The following is a 16,591-nucleotide window of genomic DNA, read 5'->3' as shown; positions in this document are numbered from 1 at the left end:
GCTCAGACCTCGATTGTCACGGTATCGTCCACCCGACCGAAGACCATTGCCTCCTCGATCCGGTCGAAACGATGGTCGATCGCGTCCAGAACGTAGTTCTGGCGAACGTTCCAGGGCCGATGAGTTCCCGACTTCGGCAAGGCGTCAGGATTGCGCTGCACGTACCCCGCCTTGATGTCCCAACTGGGCTTCACCGACATCGATCGAGCACCGAGGTGCGGATAGGAGTGCGTATAACCCTTTTCGCCCATGTACGCCAACAGTTTTGCCACCGCCTGCGCGGTCATGTCCGAACGCATCGTCCACGAGGCGTTGGTGTAACCAACGCACCAGGCCAAGTTCGGCACGTCCTCGAGCAGGTGGCCCTTGTAGACAAACCGATCTGTGGTTTTCACCTCGGCGCCGTCGACACTGACGGTGGTTCCGCCGAGCGATTGGAGTTGAAGCCCGGTCGCGGTCACCACGATATCGGCGTCGAGCCTCTCCCCGGACTCCAGCCGGATACCTGAAGAGTCGAATGTTTTGATGCGGTCCGTGACCACCGCTGCACGGCCCGCCGAGATCGCCTTGAAGATGTCCCCGTCAGGTACCGCGCACATCCGCTGGTCCCACGGCTGATAGGTGGGTTTGAAGTGAGTGTCGACGTCGTATCCGTCGGGAAGGTTGCGGACGGCAACAAGGCGCAGGAGCTTCTTCATGGTCTCCGGCAGTTTGCGGGAGAACGCATACGAAAGCACGATGATGGCAGAGTTTCGCCAGCGCATGATTGTATGAGAAACCCTGCGGGGAAACACTTTTCGGATAGTATCGACGGTCTTTGTCCGAGTGGACATGCTGCCGATGTATGTTGGCGACCGCTGCAGCATTGTCACCAGGGCCGCGCTTTCGGCCATCGCCGGAACAAGCGTGATCGCCGTGGCACCGCTACCGATCACGACGACCTTCTTGTCGCGGTAGTCGAGGTCTTCGGGCCAGAACTGCGGGTGAACGATCCGTCCCTTGAACTCGGTCTCACCGGGAAACTCGGGCCGGTAGCCCTCGTCGTAGTTGTAGTAGCCGGTGCCGAAGAAGAGGAACCGGCAGCTGAAGGTCACCGCGACGCCGCCCTGCTCGGCCTGCACGGTCCAGGTATCGGTGAGCGAATCCCAGTCGGCCGAACGGACCAGGGTGTCGAAGGTGATGTGGCGGTCGATCTGATGGCGGCGGGCGGTCTCGGTGAGGTACTCGCGGATGTGCTCGCCGTCCGCGATCGCCTCGGGCCGTTTCCAGGGCTCAAAGGGATAGCTGAGCGTGAAGATGTCACTGTCCGAACGGATACCCGGGTATCGGAACAGATCCCACGTTCCACCGATCCGGCTGCGACGTTCCAGAATCGCGTAGCTCAGACCGGGGTTTCGTTCTTTGATGCGGTAGGCGGCGCCGATACCGGACAAGCCGGCTCCGATGATCAGGACGTCGGTGAACAAAGCATCCTCATCGGGGACACCTGAGTTTGACTGTGCGGTCATACGGAAATCTCTCCCAGTCCTCGTCGACTTCGGATCAGTCCGTTCTTCCCTGCCACCCGGGGGGTTCAACCCAAAGCGATGACCGATCCGACCGACCCGAACACCACGATAAGCACCAGAAGGTCGATAAGTCTTGGACTCCGGTCAGATCGGGCCACGGATCCGATTCCGCCACGGGCTTCGACAGCCGCGGCCAGTTCCCTGCCGTTCTGCACCGCCAGCGAACAAACGACGGTCAAACAGTTGATCCAACCGTTGATCTGCTCCGCCGCCGACTGTTTGTGCTCCGGTTTGCGTTGCGACATCGTCTGCAACAGAACGCGGAAGTCGCTGATCATGAAGGGACAGAGCCGGAGCGCAAGGGCCACCGAGACCGCGGCGGATTGAGCCGGTATCCGCAAGCGCTCCGCCCAGCCGACCAATCGTTGCGCAAACGAAGGTATTTCGACCATCGGCGTCGTCCAGCAGAAGAGCAGTGCGCAATAGAGCGACAGCACCGTCATGCAGATGAGGATTCCCCAGTAGAGCGCGCCGCCGAGTCCGAGTTCCACCCCGGCAATCGTGACGTAGGGATCTTCGCCGCCCAGCGCCGTGATCAATCCGCCGAACAGGGTGATGAGGATCAGCCACTTCGGAAGCCGTGGCAGCGCAGCTCGCGGAACCTTGCCGAGGAGGGTCCAGCCGATGGCGATACCGGCCCCGACCCCGATACTGATCCAGGTCGGTTCGAGCATGAACATCACCGCGACCGCCGCGAGCATCAGCAGCTTGGTGCCGACCCACCACCTCCGCGCCGGAGAGGAATGTGGCAGCGCGCGAACGACATTCGCAAGGTTGGCGGTCGACTTCACCGTCGAGGGTTCGGGTGCCGGCGCAGTCGGCTGACCATCGACCGTGCCCTCGTCGACGACGACGGTGCGATCGACCAGGTCGGCGAGCTCACCGATGTCGTGGGAGATGACGACCAGCGTGGTGCCCGAGGCTTTCACCCTGTTGAGTCCCCGGACCATCGCGGCGCGCGCCGGGGTGTCGAGTCCGGCCAGCGGCTCGTCGAGCACCAGCAGCCTGGGCTTGCAGGCGAGCAGCCCGGCCAGCGCGACGCGGCGCTGCTGGCCGACCGACAGTTGATCGACGAGTTCGTCGCCGAGTACCGCGGGATTGAGACCCAGTTCGATCAGTGCGACGTTCACGGCCAGGTCGTCGACGTCGGCGGCATCTTTGATGTCCGACCGCACCCGCGAACGCACCAGTTGCAGTCTGGAGTACTGGAATCCGAGCAGCGCATGCTTGCGGCCGTTGCGAACCGGCTCGCCGTCGAGCATCACCTGCCCTGCTGTCGGCTTCTCGAGCCCGGTGAGAACCCTTGCCAATGTTGACTTTCCGGCGCCGTTGGGGCCGGTGATCAAGACCGCCGAACCCGCCTCGATCCGCAGGTTCAGACCGCTGAAGATCTGGTTGTGCCAGGGTGTCCCCGCATCATGGGCGTAGCCCACGTCGTAGAGCGCAATGTGTGCGCCGTTGATGTGCCCGATCCGGCGGCTCGGATTGAGCAACTCGGTGGAGACCTCACGGTGAGACGAATCCAGCACGATCTCACGGTCGGCCAGGGCGGCCTCGTCGACGTCGTGGGTGATCTGCAGAACGGCGGTGTCCCCGCTGTCGGCCAGTTCGCGGAAGACCTCGATGACCGAGGTCCGGCCTTCCTGGTCGATCATCGCCGTCGACTCGTCACTGATGAGGACAGCCGGATCACGCGACAGGGCGGCGGCGATCGCAAGGCGCTGCAACTGACCGCCCGACAAGGTGCTCGTCTCGCGGTGGAGCAGGCCGCTCAGACCGACCCGATCGAGCAGTTCGTTCATCTGCGCCTCGGTCAGATCGTGATTGCCCCACGCCAGGTCGTCGGCGACGACCATACCGAGCACCTGCGTCTCCGGGCGTTGACTGATGACCGCTGTGCCACCGGGCTTTCCGAGGCCGACCGCCCCAGGGCGGCTCACGGATCCAGAGGTAGGAGCCCGCCCGGCCACCACCTTCCCCAACGTCGACTTGCCGACGCCGTTGGGTCCGGTCACCGCGACCACTTCACCGGCGTCGAGCGTCATCGAGACATCCCAGATCGCCGGCACGGGTGCGCCCGGATACTGCACCCCGACGCCGTCCAACCGCATCGGCAGCGGCCGCACGGGTCCGGTCTCGCCGATCTTCTCCTCGACGTGCGGGGTACCGAGCCGGGCGATCATGGGTGGGAGCGGACGCCGGTGAACGACGTACACGGCCAGGCCCGAGAAGGTGACCCCGACGATGCCGATCGCCGGAATCGCGATCCACCAATAGTCGATGCACCAATTGACCACCGGATCGATGACCGCTGTGAGCCCTTCGAGTCCGGCGTTGTTCAAGACCCGCTCGAGGCCCTGCCAACCGTTGCGGATCTGCGTGATCATGAACTCGCGGTAGTCGCTCAGGAGGGCGATCATGGCCGTCGCGATCGCCGCCGACGGAATCGCGATGAACAGGAACGTATTCAAGGCCACCTGCGGTGACTTCCATCCACGGCGCAGCGCGGTCCCGGACAGGATGCCGAAGATCGCCGCCGAGCCGACCAGGTTCGCCGCCGTCACCCCACCGAAGAGAAACGCAACAATCCATCCCGTCATCGCGCCGAGCAGGCTGACACGCAACCGTCGGCGGCCGGCGAGGATGGCGAACGGTACCGACCCGACAAGGACGGCGGCACCACCGACGGGCACGACCCGGCTCAGCACACAGATCGCCGCGGCGACGTCGGCGAGGGCGGCGGCCTCCGCGATTTCCACCGCGGTGACGCGGCGGCCGATGCGGGCGCTGCGACGCGTCTTCACGTTGCCGCCATGTTCGGGGAGTGGTTCGTATTGTTCGATCTGTCCAGATTGCCAGACAACCCGACCGCGGGGGCGGGGCGTCGGAGTCAGCCGGCCTTACGTTTGGCAGGCGCCTTTTTCGCCGGAGCCTTCTTGGCAGCGGCTTTCTTCGCCGGGGCCTTCTTGGCAGCGGCCTTTTTCGCCGGGGCCTTCTGGTCGGAGGTGTCGTCGTCGCTTGCGGGTGAGCCGCCACGGTCTTTCACCGAAGCCCTCAGTGCCGCGAGCAGATCGGCCACTTCCGTGTCTTCGTCGCTGTCCTCATCCGACTTCTCGGGTTCGGTGAACGCCTCGGTCCCGTCTGCCTTTGCCTCGATCAGCTTGCTGAGCTCATGTTGATACGTGTCCTCGTACTGACCCGGATCGAAATCGCCCGACATCGACTCGATGAGGGACGCGGCCATCTTGAGTTCTTGCGGCTTGATGTCGGGTGATTCGTCGAGCGCGGGGAACGCCGCTTCTCGCACCTCGTCGGGCCACAGCAATGTCTGCAGGGTCAAGACGTTGCCGACCACCCGAAGCGCGGCCAGCCGGGTGCGATTGCGCAGCGTGAACGTCGCGATGGCCAACCGGTCGGTATCTTTGAGGGCTTCCCGCATGAGCGCGTAGGCCTTCGGGGATCTGCTCGCCGGTTCCAGGTAGTACGGCTTGTCGAAGAAGATGGGGTCGACCTGATCGACCGGCACGAAATCGGTGATCGCGATCTCGGGACTGCGCTGCACCGGGAGTTCGGACAGGTCATCTTTGGTCAGCACCACCGTCTGACCGCCATCGCTCTCGTACGCGTTGGCTATCTGTGAGAACTCGACCTCGTCGTCCGTACCCTCGCGGACCTTGCGGTAGCGGATACGGGTGCCGTCCTTGGAATCGACCTGGTGGGACTTACGATCGTGACTTTCCGTGGCCGAGTACACCTTGACCGGCACATTGACCAGCCCGAAGCTGAGATCGCCCTTCCAAATCGAACGCATAACGCCATTGTGCAGGTCGGAACCATTTGACGCAGCCCCCTGGAGGATGAAAAGTCGGGGCATGCCCAGCCGCAACACACTCGAGGTCGACGGGCACAGCATTGCGGTCACCCACCTCGACAAGGTGATCTACCCTGCCACCGGCACGATCAAAGCCCAGGTCATCGAGTACTACAACACAATTGCCGACGTGATGTTGCCGCATCTCCGGGACCGGCCGGTGACCCGAAAGCGGTGGCCCGACGGTGTTGAGTCGACACCGTTTTTCGAAAAGAATCTGCCCGGCCATGCACCGGAGTGGCTCGGCCGGGTGCGGCTGGGCCACAGCGACCGCGACGTGGTGTACCCGGTGTTGTCGGCCCGGGCCGACCTGATCTGGCTGGCCCAACAGGCCGCACTCGAACTGCACGTCCCGCAATGGACACTCGACCATTCCACCGGTGGTACCGGCGCGAGGTACAAGGTGGATCGTCTGACCGATCGTGTTGTCCTCGATCTGGACCCGGGCCCCGACGTCACCCTGTTCGATTGCGCCCGGGTCGCACTGCGCATCAAAGAAATGCTCGACGCCATCGGGTTGCCCTGCTTCCCGGTGACCAGCGGATCCAAGGGCATTCACGTCTATTTCAGGCTGCAGGACCCGATATCCCCGGATTCGGCACGACGGGTCGCCAAGCAGATCGCGACCAGTCTGCAGTCCGAGAGTCCCGATCTGGTGACCGCGCAAATGACCAAGGCGGTGCGCACCGGCCGGGTATTCGTGGACTGGAGCCAGAACAGTGCTTCCAAGACCACGCTGGCGCCGTACTCGATGCGTGGCCGCGAACGGCCCTGCGTCGCCGCACCCCGACTCTGGGAAGAGTTGGAAGACAACGATATCCAGCACATAATGTTCGACGAGATGGCCGACCGGATCGACCAGTACGGCGACCTGCTGGCCGAGCTCGAAACCGAGCCTGACACCTCACCGAAGTCCACCCCCACCACACCGGTGGTCGACCTCGGCGCCTACCGGCGCAAACGTGATGAACGAAAGACTCCGGAACCCTTCGGGGACAGCCGGCCGGAGGACTCCCGGAGCGGCGACCCGATGTTCGTGATCCAAGAGCATCACGCACGCCGGCTGCACTACGACTTCCGGCTCGAGCGTGACGGAGTCCTGGTGTCCTGGGCAGTGCCCAAAAACCTTCCGCTGGAAGGTGATAAGAATCGGCTGGCGGTCCAGACCGAGGATCACCCGATCGATTACGCGGACTTTTCGGGTGACATTCCGTCGGGAGAGTACGGCGGTGGCCACGTCGAGATCTGGGATCGAGGCACGTATGAAACCGAGAAGTGGCGGGACAAAGAAATCATCGTCCGTCTGCACGGCGACCGCATCCAGGGCCGCTACGCACTGATCAAGACCGGCGACAAGAACTGGTTGGCGCACTTGATGTCCGACGAACCGCGGCCGATCCTGCCCGACAGTCTGCGCGATCCACGACCGATGCTCGCCACCGACGAGACCATCGAGCACCTCACCGACGACAAATGGGCCTTCGAGGGCAAATGGGACGGCTACCGAATCCTGTTGCGCTACATCGACGGAAAGCTACAGCTGACTTCGCGATCCGGCATCGACATGACCAAGGACTTCCCTCAGATCCACAGGGTCACCGACGATCTGGGACTTCTCGACGTCGTGCTCGACGGCGAAGTGGTGGTGTTCGACGAGCAGGGACGCACCAACTTCACACAGCTTGCCGGTCGCAGCAACGCAGACGACCTCGACGTGAAGCTGCTGCTGTTCGACATCCTCTATCTCAACGGATCATCTCTTCTCAAACTCAAATGGGAGGACCGGCGCGGACTACTGGAGGAGATTGCGAAGGCGTTCTCCTCCGACGCTCCCGTCCAGCTGCCACCGCTTCTGTCCGGGCCGGGTTCGGATGCCGTTGCCGTCAGCCGTGATCGCGGTTGGGAAGGTGTTGTCGCCAAGCGCCGCGACTCGACCTATCAGCAGGGTCGTCGCTCCAAGACCTGGCTCAAGCAAAAGAACTGGAGCGACATCGAAGTCGTGATCGGCGGCTGGCGACCCGGCAAAGGTGGTCGAAGCAACCGGATCGGCTCGCTGCTGATGGGGCTGCCCGAGGAGACCGGATTGCGCTACGTCGGCCGGGTCGGGACCGGATTCAGTGATGCCCAGCTCGAGTCCCTGCTCGCCGAACTGGAGCCCTTGCGCCGCAAGACTTCACCGTTCCTCGGCAATCTCGACCGACCTGTCGAACTGGACGCGGTGTGGGTTCTGCCCAAACTCGTTGCGGATGTGAGGTTCATGGACTGGACCAGCACGGGTCACCTACGTCACCCCTCATGGCGCGGGATCCGGCGCGACAAACTGCCCGGAGACCTGTGATCAGGGCATAGCCTGCACGGCTGAATGTGCCCGGAAACTGAGGGGGAGTTACGGTGTTTACGGGTTCGGATGGCCGCCTGCGTCCCGCGAGAACCCCAGCCACACCATAAGGAGTCCACGTGCTCGTCGTCGCGCACATCAGCGATCTTCATTTCAACGGAACCGCCGCGCGGCGGGACCGCATCAATGCTGCGCTCGAGTACGTCAATTCCCGGTCAAGCGGCATCGACGCCCTAGTGGTCACCGGTGACATCACCGACAACGGCAGGCCGTCCGAATACGAGGAAGCCGGCGCCACCCTAAAGAGCCCACTGCCACTGATGATCTGCCCCGGCAACCACGACGTCCGCGGCGAGTTCGGACAGACATTCCTCGCCGGACAGAACTTCCCCGACGAGCGGGGCGGCATCGGTCCGCTCAACTACGCCCGGACCGTCGCCGACGCACTGTTCCTGATCTGTGACAGCTCCATCCCCGGCCAGAACAACGGATTCCTGAGCGACGAGACGATCTCCTGGATGGACGAACAGATCACGGCCGCCGGCCCCGCGGTACCGGTTCTCGTCGCGTTCCACCACCCGCCGGTCGTCTTGCAGATGCCGATGATGGACACGATCCGGCAGACCGGTGAAGAGCGGTTGGCAGCGCTCGTCGACAAACATCCGAACATCACCATGTTCATGTGCGGACACGCCCACACCGGTGCCGTCACGACCTTCGCCGGCCGCCCACTGTGCCTGGCTCCCGGGGTTGCCTCAACACTCAATCTGCCCTTCGAGGGCACCGGCGTGATCAACGAGACACAACCCGCCGGCCTGGCCTTCCACACATACGCCGACGGCCGTGTGATCAGCCACTTCCGGAGCGCCTAGGTAATCCGGATCACGCAGCGGTGAGCACCGGCGGTTGCAACCGGTCCGACGGCAGCCCGAGGATGTCGGTCACGTCGACGTAGATGGTGCGCTGATCCACCTTGGCCGGCACCGCGAGATTGCCGATCAGTTCACGCGTCGACGTGGTTGCCGACACCACCGGCACCCCGGCGACAAAAAGATCGGCCGCGGCCCGCCGGACCTGATCCGGAGAGGTCACCACCACCACGTCGGCGAGCCCGAGCTTCGCGAAGATCCCAGCGCTTCCGACGGCACTCTGCGCCACCGTTGCAGCGGCGGAGTCGACGTGGATACGGGTGGCCGCGATGCCGTGGTCGACCAGCCAGGTGCGCATGACGTCGGCGTCGCGGTGCGCGCCCACGGCGGCGCCGCCGGAGATGATGACCGGCGACTCAAAGGCCACGATCGCCTGGGTCCACACCGCGAACAGCCGGCTGGCCGTCTCGTCGGTGGGTGTTCCGTCAGCGTTCAGACCGGCGCCGAGAACCACGATCCCGGTGCCCTTTGCATGCAGTCCCGGCACCGGATTCGGACCGATGACCACTCCGCGGTCGATGCCGGCGAGCGCATCCCGAACACGCACCTGAAGAGGTCCGTCGTAGGTCCCCAGGGCCGTGAGTGCCGCCTGGGACAGTCGCGAATCGCCGCTGTAATTCGACCAGATCGCCTGCAATGCAAGCGCATCGGTGTCGCTGGGATCAGCCGCGAGTAGCTTGCGCAGGGCGTTGAGCCCGAGCGGTACCTCGCCGCGGCGGAACTGCAATTGCGCAGCGTTGTACAGGCTCGCCACGTCTGTCCCCGACATCACCGGCGACACCGTGGTCGATGCGTTCATCACGGTAGGGATCAGCGCGACCGCTCCGGTCGACATACCGATGGCGGCGGCCGCAGCCACCAGCGCTCTATTGACACGTGTCACACGTGCACCACTCGTCACTCTGGCCACAGTAGGCGGTCGAAGCCACGGCACCGCATTGAAGCGGTCTCAGCTCGGTAACACCCGCATTTCGAGGCGGCATCATCCACGGGGGGTGATGCCGCAGACCCGGCAGGCGGGGACCATTGACTGTCATGGGCCTCTTCAACCGTTCACACGACGACGGACCGCCGGCGATCCGCTATCAGATGCGAGAGAAATTGCTTTCCATCGGCGACGACTACTGGATCGAGAATGCCGCCGGCCAGAAAGTCTTCAAGGTCAATGGCAAGGCCGTCCGCTTTCGGCAGACGTTCATCCTCGAAGACAGCAAGGGCGCCGAGTTGGCGAAGATCCAGGAGAAAAAGCTCAGCGTCCGGGACAAGATGCACATCGAGCGGGGCAACTCCGGAGCCACCGTGCACAAGGCCCTGATCGGTATCCGGGACCGGTACACGATCAACCCCGACTCCGGGCCGGACCTGAAAGCAAAAGGCAACTTCGTCAGCCACGAATACGAGATCGAGCGCGACGGCGACACCGTCGCCACGATCTCCAAGAAATGGTTCCGTGTCCGCGACACGTACGGCGTGGACATCGCCGCAGGCGAAGATCAGGCGTTCATCCTCGCCATCACCGTGTGCATCGACGAGATGGCGCGCGGCTGACCGTTCGGTAACATGCATCGGGCAACTCCGGAAGGAACCCCAATGACTGTTTCCCCGCTCTCCCGCCGCGACCTCGATTTCCTGCTGTACGAGTGGCTCGATGTCGCGGAACTGACGACGCGGGAACGGTTCGCCGAGCACTCCCGGGAGACCTTCGACGGCATCCTCGATCTGTGCGCGGACATCGCCGTCAAACGCTATGCGCCGCACAACAAGAAGTCCGATCAGAACGAACCGCAGATCGGGCCTGACGGCAAAGTTGTCATCATCGACGAGGTCGGTGCAGCGCTCGACGAGATCGGCAAGGCCGGGATCATCGCCGCGCCCTTCGACGAGGCACTCGGTGGCATGCAGTTGCCGACAACCATCTCCCGCGCCGCCGGAGCCTGGTTTCAGGCGGCCAACGCCGCGACGTCCTCCTACACGTTCCTGACCATGGCCAACGCCGGTCTGCTGGTCGAATACGGGACGCCCGAACAGATCGACACCTGGGTCCGCCCGATGCTCGAGGGCCGCTTCTTCGGCACGATGTGCCTGTCCGAACCACAGGCCGGTTCCTCCCTGGCCGACATCACCACCAAGGCGCAGCCCGCCGACGACGGCAGTTTCCGCATCACCGGTACCAAGATGTGGATCTCCGGCGGCGACCACGAGCTGTCCGAGAACATCGTGCACCTCGTGCTCGCCAAAGCTCCCGGCGGCGGTCCCGGCGTCAAGGGCATCTCCTTGTTCGTGGTGCCCAAGTACCTTGCCGACGGCACCCGCAACGACATCGCCCTGGTGAGCCTCAACCACAAGATGGGTAACCGCGGCACCACCAACGCACTGCTCAACTTCGGCGACGGCACCCATACCCCGTCCGACCAGTCCGGCGCGGTGGGCTACCTCGTCGGCGAACCGCACCGCGGACTGTCGTACATGTTCCACATGATGAACGAGGCCCGGATCGGCGTCGGATTCCTCGCCACCGCACTCGGTTACGCCGGATACCTGCAGTCCGTCGAATACGCCAAGGTCCGCACCCAGGGTCGCCCGGTGGCGTCCAAGGATCCGAGCAGCTCGCCCGTCGCGATCATCGACCACGCCGACGTGAAACGAATGCTCCTCGCCCAAAAGTCGTATGTCGAAGGCGCATTGGCGCTCGGGCTCTACTGTTCGAAGCTGGTCGACGAGCAACACACCGACACCGATCCCGAATCTGCCGCCCGCACAGAGCTTCTGCTCGATGTGCTGACACCGATCGCCAAGAGCTGGCCGTCGCAGTGGTGTCTGGAAGCCAACAGCCTGGCGATCCAGGTCCACGGAGGCTATGGGTACACCAAGGAGTTCAACGTCGAACAGCTCTACCGGGACAACCGGCTCAACCCCATACACGAAGGCGCACACGGTATCCACGGTCTCGACCTGCTCGGTCGCAAGGTGGTCATGGGTGGCGGCGCCGGTTTGGTGCTGCTGGCCCAGACCATCACCGCCACCATCGAACGCGCCGGAGAGCGGCAAGCCGAACTGGCCGACGCCCTGAAGTCGGCGCTCGACCGGCTCGTCAGCGTGACCACGCAGGTGTGGTCGGCCGGTGACCCCGAGGTCAGTCTCGCCAACGCCACGATCTACCTCGAGGCCGCCGGGCATGTGGTGATCGCCTGGATGTGGCTGGAACAACTCTTGGCCGTCGGTGATCGCCAGGGCGACTTCTACGACGGCAAACGCGCTGCCGCCCAGTACTTCTGCCGATACGAACTACCGAAGACCGGGGCACAGTTCGATCTACTCGCATCGCTCGACCGCACCACTCTCGACGCCGAGCCCGGCTGGTTCTGACCCCTCTCCACCTGAATTTGCACCGCCCACCTGAAGTTTCAGGTGGGCGGTGCAAATGTTGGTGGAGCGTTGGGCTACCGGGCCCAGTTACTACAGGGCTTTGAGTTCCTCGATGACCAGGCCGACGGACTTTTTGGCGTCTCCGAACAGCATCGAGGTACCCGGCAGAGTGAACAGCGGGTTGTCGATGCCGGCATACCCGGAGGCCATACCGCGCTTGAGGACGATCACCGACCGTGACTGGTCGACGTTCAGGATCGGCATCCCGTGGATCGGGGATGACGGATCGTTACGTGCCGCGGGGTTGGTGACGTCGTTGGCGCCGATGACCAGGGTGACATCGGTACGGGCGAACTCGCCGTTGATGTCATCCATCTCCTTCATCGCGTCGTACTCGACATCAGCCTCGGCCAGAAGCACATTCATGTGTCCGGGCATACGACCGGCCACCGGGTGAATCGCGTACTTCACCTCGACGCCCTTCTCCTCGAGAATGCTCGCGAGGTCCTTGACCGCGTGCTGGGCCTGAGCAACGGCCAAACCGTAACCGGGGACCACGATCACCTGCGACGCATACGCCATCTGGATGGCAGCATCGGCCGCGCTGGTGGCCTTGACAGTCCCCTGCTCGCCGGCCGGACCGGCCAACCCGGCCGCCCCGCCGCCACCGAACGATCCGAACACGATCGCCGGGATCGAGCGGTTCATCGCCGTGGCCATCAGGTTGGTCAGAATCGAACCGGAGGCACCGACGATCATGCCGGCCACGATCATCGCCGTGTTGTTCAATGCCAGACCCGCTGCCGCAGCAGACAAACCGGTCATCGCGTTGAGCAGTGAGATGACCACCGGCATGTCGGCGCCACCGATCGGCAGCACCACGAACAGGCCCATGATCCCCGCCGCGATCAGCACCAGCACGATCCACCACTGGCTCGAGCCTTCACCCGGGGTGGCGTTGATACCGATGAACACACACGCCGCCAAAGCGATCAGCAGCAGCACGATGTTCGCGACCTGGAACAGTTTGGCGTTGCGGACGAAGGTCTTCTCGACGTTCTTGTTCATCAGCTCTTGCAGCTTGAGGAACGCGATCAGCGAACCCCAGAACGACACCGAACCGACGATCGCGGCGAACAACGAACCGATCACGATGTGGATGGTCGGTGATTCGCCGTGCTGGAACTCGGAAAAGCCTGCGGTTTCGATGAACTCGGCCCACGCGATCAACGCGACGGTGCCACCACCGACACCGTTGAACAATGCCACCAGCTGCGGCATCGCCGTCATCTTGGTGCGCTTGGCCGGCGGAACGCCCAGGATCACACCGACCGCCAACCCGACGATGATCAGAATCCAGTTGATGGCATAGGTGTCGCGGATCTCGATCAGGGTCGCAATGACGGCGATACCCATACCGGTCGCGGCGATCCAGTTACCCCGCACCGCGGTCTTGGGACCGGTCAGCCCCGACAGACCGAGGATGAACATCGAGAACGCAACAATATAAAGAATGGAGACAAGGTTGTTCACTTGTCGGCTCCTTCAGCAGCGGCAGCAGCCTTGTCGGCAACGGGAGCCTTCTTGCTCTTGAACATGCCCAACATGCGGTCGGTGACCAGGAAGCCACCCACCACGTTCAGGGTTCCGAAGATCAACGCGACAAACGCGATGATCCGCACCCCCCACGGAGCATCATCGGGCAAACGGCCCAACACGAGCAGGGCACCGAGAACCACGATGCCGTGAATGGCGTTGGTACCCGACATCAGTGGCGTGTGCAGGGTGTTGGGGACCTTGGAGATGACGGCGAACCCGACAAACCCGGCCAACACCAGAATCGCGATATTCGCGAGCAAATTTTCGTACATGTCAGGCACCAGCCTTCACATCAGTCGCCTCGCGTGTGACGCAGGCCGCGGCGAGGATTTCGTCGTCGAAATCGGGGACGATCTTGCCGCTCTCATCGAGCATCAACTCGATCAGCGCGAGCACGTTCTTCGAATACAGCTCCGAGGCGTGCTCGGGCATACCGGCAGGCAGGTTCAGGGGCGAGCAGATCATCACGTCGTGCTTGATCACTTCTTGGCCCGGCTCGGTCAGCTCGCAGTTGCCGCCGGTCTCACCGGCCAGGTCGATAACGACGCTGCCGGGTTTCATGCCCTCCACCGCAGCGGCGGTCACCAGCCGTGGTGCCGGGCGACCGGGCACCAGGGCGGTGGTGATCACCACGTCGAAGCCCTTGATCGCGTTCTCCAGGGCTTGTTGTTGTTGTGCGCGTTCGTCTTCGGTCAGCTCGCGGGCATACCCGCCCTCACCGGCAGCGTCGATCCCGAGATCGAGCCACTGCCCGCCCACGGACTTGACCTGCTCGGCAACTTCCGGGCGCACGTCGTAACCGGTGGTCCGCGCGCCCAGACGCTTGGCCGTCGCCAGCGCCTGCAGGCCGGCCACACCCACACCCAGGACCAGGACTGTGGCCGGTTTCACCGTTCCGGCAGCCGTGGTCAGCATCGGGAAAAAGCGGGTTGAACGCTCGGCCGCCAACACCACGGCCTTGTAGCCCGCAACGTTGGCCTGCGAGCTCAGTGCATCCATCGACTGCGCCCGCGAGATCCGGGGGATCGCCTCCACCGCAAATGCCTGCACCCCGGCGGCCTTGAGTGCGCCGATCTGGTTTTCCGCGTTGCGCGGATTCAGGAAGCCGATCAGGGACGAACCCGTCGACAGCTTGCCGATCTCGGCATCAGAGGGGGCATCGACCTTGACCACCACATCCGCCGACCACGGATCGCCGATCGAAGCACCGGCAGCGACATACAGATCATCCGGAATCAACGCACCCAGACCCGCGCCGGACTCCACGATCACCGGCACACCCTTGTTCACCAACGTGGCGGCGACCTTCGGAACCAGCGCAACCCGGCGTTCCCCCGCCGCCGTCTCGCGCACCACACCCACACTCATAAAAGCTCCCTCGTCATGGGGTTGGGCGGTTCATCGGAGACAGCTGTCCGACGCCTGCCCGTAAATGGCCGATGTGGCCCACGACACGCGTGCGCCACATCACTGGGTTGGAACATAGCATGAGTAAAAGGCCCGGGAGCTGTGTAACTGAACACAGTTCAAATGGCAGAACCCGGAATTCAAAAAAGCTTTGAACAGCTAATTATCTGCGTTCCGCTGTTGTCAGAAACTGACCGCGACGACTGGATCACCGGTCGGCTGCGGCGATCCACCCGCGGGTTCGACTGTGACACCGAAGGTGTCCGATCCGGACACGTTGTCGACCGCGACCGCCTGACGACCCGGTGAACCCTGCATCAGTCCGACCGACACGGGATCATGATCGTCCCCCATCAGCCACATCTGATAAGTCTGACCTGCTGGGACCGCGGGCAGTCCGTCGGCCAGCACCACGGCCTTGTCCTCTTCGCGCGATGCCACGACGGTGACGCTGGTGTCCTCGCCGATGTCGGCCTGTTGCAGTTGCATGTCCGGTGCCGCAAGCACCTGACTGATCTGATTGTCCACGTCCTGCGCAACCGGACCAGTGGCGTCGGGGGCGGTGACCCGACCAACCAGCACGCCGCCGACGATCAGCGCGAGCGCGGCCGCGACAGCCCCGACGGCGATGGTCACCCGACGTCGACGCGATGTGATGTCAACCACATTCGATGGCATCGTCTCGCGTGGCGGCAAGTCCGCCAGCACAAGCTGCCGGATCCGCGGTGGCGGTGGCGTGGCGTACCCCGCCGACAGCGAAGCCAACGCTTCGCGCGTTCGCGTGATCTCCCGGCGGTACCGCTGCCGCTCGGCGACGGGTGCGGCGGCGATCTCCCGCTCGACGCGCTCGACCTCGTCGGCCTCCAGCGCCCCCAGGGCGTACAACTCGATGTGCTCGTCGAGCCAGCTGTTCTCAGCCACGGGGATTCGCCTCCAGACATTGCTTCAGGCGACGGAGTCCATCGCGGATACGAGATTTGACCGTGGGGAGAGCTGCATCGAGCCGCTCTGCGACCTGGCGATAAGTGAGGCCACCATAGTAGGACAGCTCAATGCTCTGCCGTTGCGTCGAAGTCAGGCTGTCCAGGCAGAACACAACGCCGGCACGTTCCTCACGAGACACCACGGAATCGGCCACGACGTCACTGGGCAATTCCAGGTTCGAAACCGAGTAGTCGGTGGATCGTCGGCTGGCCGCTTCCTCGCTGCGAACCCGATCCACTGCCCGCCGATGCGCGATGGTCATCATCCAGCTCAATGCGGATCCGGCGGCCGGATCAAAGCCTTCGGCCTTCTGCCACACCTGCAAATAGACTTCCTGCAGCGTTTCCTCGGCATAACCACGATCTCGCAGAACTCGACAGATCAACCCGAACACCCGGGCACTCGTCGCGTCGTAGAGGTCGGCGAAAGCCGCTCGATCGCGGTCGGCCGTCCGGATCAGCAGATCGGCGAGGTCCACTCGCGCTTCGGGAATTCGGTCGGTCACATCCATGACCCTAGCGATAGTCAT

13 protein-coding genes are annotated in these 16,591 nt (G+C 63.7%); 4 read left to right on the top strand and 9 right to left on the bottom strand.

The window, feature by feature from the left end; all coding sequences use genetic code 11:
- Positions 1 to 2: 2 nt before the first annotated feature.
- The 3 genes from H290_RS0112350 to H290_RS0112340 form a co-directional block, all read right to left on the bottom strand.
- Complete coding sequence (locus H290_RS0112350; RefSeq protein WP_020107123.1) at positions 3 to 1,508, bottom strand: NAD(P)/FAD-dependent oxidoreductase; 1,506 nt, start codon at positions 1,506 to 1,508, stop codon at positions 3 to 5.
- 65 nt (positions 1,509 to 1,573) lie between these two features.
- Entirely contained in the window at positions 1,574 to 4,372 is a 2,799-nt protein-coding gene (locus H290_RS0112345; RefSeq protein ID WP_020107122.1) for a DUF2232 domain-containing protein, read from the bottom strand.
- Positions 4,373 to 4,458: 86 nt separating this feature from the next.
- Positions 4,459 to 5,379: a Ku protein gene (locus H290_RS0112340; RefSeq protein WP_020107121.1), complete on the bottom strand. Its 921-nt coding sequence runs from the start codon at positions 5,377 to 5,379 to the stop codon at positions 4,459 to 4,461.
- Positions 5,380 to 5,440: 61 nt separating this feature from the next.
- On the opposite strand from H290_RS0112340, the gene H290_RS0112335 reads away from it, so the two are divergent.
- Positions 5,441 to 7,777 (top strand): ATP-dependent DNA ligase, encoded by a 2,337-nt coding sequence (locus H290_RS0112335; RefSeq protein WP_020107120.1) that lies wholly within the window; start codon positions 5,441 to 5,443, stop codon positions 7,775 to 7,777.
- A 119-nt stretch (positions 7,778 to 7,896) separates the two neighbouring features.
- Complete coding sequence (locus H290_RS0112330) at positions 7,897 to 8,649, top strand: metallophosphoesterase (protein ID WP_020107119.1); 753 nt, start codon at positions 7,897 to 7,899, stop codon at positions 8,647 to 8,649.
- A 10-nt stretch (positions 8,650 to 8,659) separates the two neighbouring features.
- Here H290_RS0112330 and H290_RS28435 read toward each other — a convergent pair whose 3' ends face one another.
- A complete protein-coding gene (locus tag H290_RS28435) occupies positions 8,660 to 9,589 on the bottom strand; it encodes a YdcF family protein (RefSeq protein ID WP_155976814.1) in 930 nt (309 codons plus the stop codon).
- Positions 9,590 to 9,741: 152 nt separating this feature from the next.
- Here H290_RS28435 and H290_RS0112320 point away from each other — a divergent pair, with 152 nt between their 5' ends.
- Together H290_RS0112320 and H290_RS0112315 are read left to right on the top strand one after the other, a co-directional pair.
- Positions 9,742 to 10,254: an LURP-one-related/scramblase family protein gene (locus tag H290_RS0112320; protein WP_020107117.1), complete on the top strand. Its 513-nt coding sequence runs from the start codon at positions 9,742 to 9,744 to the stop codon at positions 10,252 to 10,254.
- Positions 10,255 to 10,296: 42 nt separating this feature from the next.
- On the top strand, positions 10,297 to 12,072 hold the full coding sequence (locus tag H290_RS0112315; RefSeq protein WP_020107116.1) for an acyl-CoA dehydrogenase: 1,776 nt from the start codon (positions 10,297 to 10,299) through the stop codon (positions 12,070 to 12,072).
- Positions 12,073 to 12,162: 90 nt separating this feature from the next.
- Here H290_RS0112315 and H290_RS0112310 read toward each other — a convergent pair whose 3' ends face one another.
- The 5 genes from H290_RS0112310 to sigK form a co-directional block, all read right to left on the bottom strand.
- On the bottom strand, positions 12,163 to 13,605 hold the full coding sequence (locus H290_RS0112310; RefSeq protein WP_020107115.1) for an NAD(P)(+) transhydrogenase (Re/Si-specific) subunit beta: 1,443 nt from the start codon (positions 13,603 to 13,605) through the stop codon (positions 12,163 to 12,165).
- A complete protein-coding gene (locus tag H290_RS0112305) occupies positions 13,602 to 13,943 on the bottom strand; it encodes an NAD(P) transhydrogenase subunit alpha (protein WP_020107114.1) in 342 nt (113 codons plus the stop codon). The genes H290_RS0112310 and H290_RS0112305 overlap by 4 nt, the downstream gene beginning before the upstream one ends.
- 1 nt (position 13,944) lies before the next feature.
- Positions 13,945 to 15,039, bottom strand: a complete 1,095-nt coding sequence (locus tag H290_RS0112300) for a Re/Si-specific NAD(P)(+) transhydrogenase subunit alpha (RefSeq protein WP_020107113.1) — start codon at positions 15,037 to 15,039, stop codon at positions 13,945 to 13,947.
- A 222-nt stretch (positions 15,040 to 15,261) separates the two neighbouring features.
- Positions 15,262 to 15,999 (bottom strand): anti-sigma factor domain-containing protein, encoded by a 738-nt coding sequence (locus tag H290_RS0112295; protein WP_020107112.1) that lies wholly within the window; start codon positions 15,997 to 15,999, stop codon positions 15,262 to 15,264.
- Entirely contained in the window at positions 15,992 to 16,591 is a 600-nt protein-coding gene (gene sigK, locus H290_RS0112290) for an ECF RNA polymerase sigma factor SigK (RefSeq protein WP_155976813.1), read from the bottom strand. The genes H290_RS0112295 and sigK overlap by 8 nt, the downstream gene beginning before the upstream one ends.

Origin of the sequence: Nocardia sp. 348MFTsu5.1 (assembly GCF_000383535.1) — a bacterium.
GTDB classification, from domain to species: domain Bacteria; phylum Actinomycetota; class Actinomycetes; order Mycobacteriales; family Mycobacteriaceae; genus Williamsia; species Williamsia faeni.
This window is presented reverse-complemented; position numbering and strand designations above follow the sequence as displayed.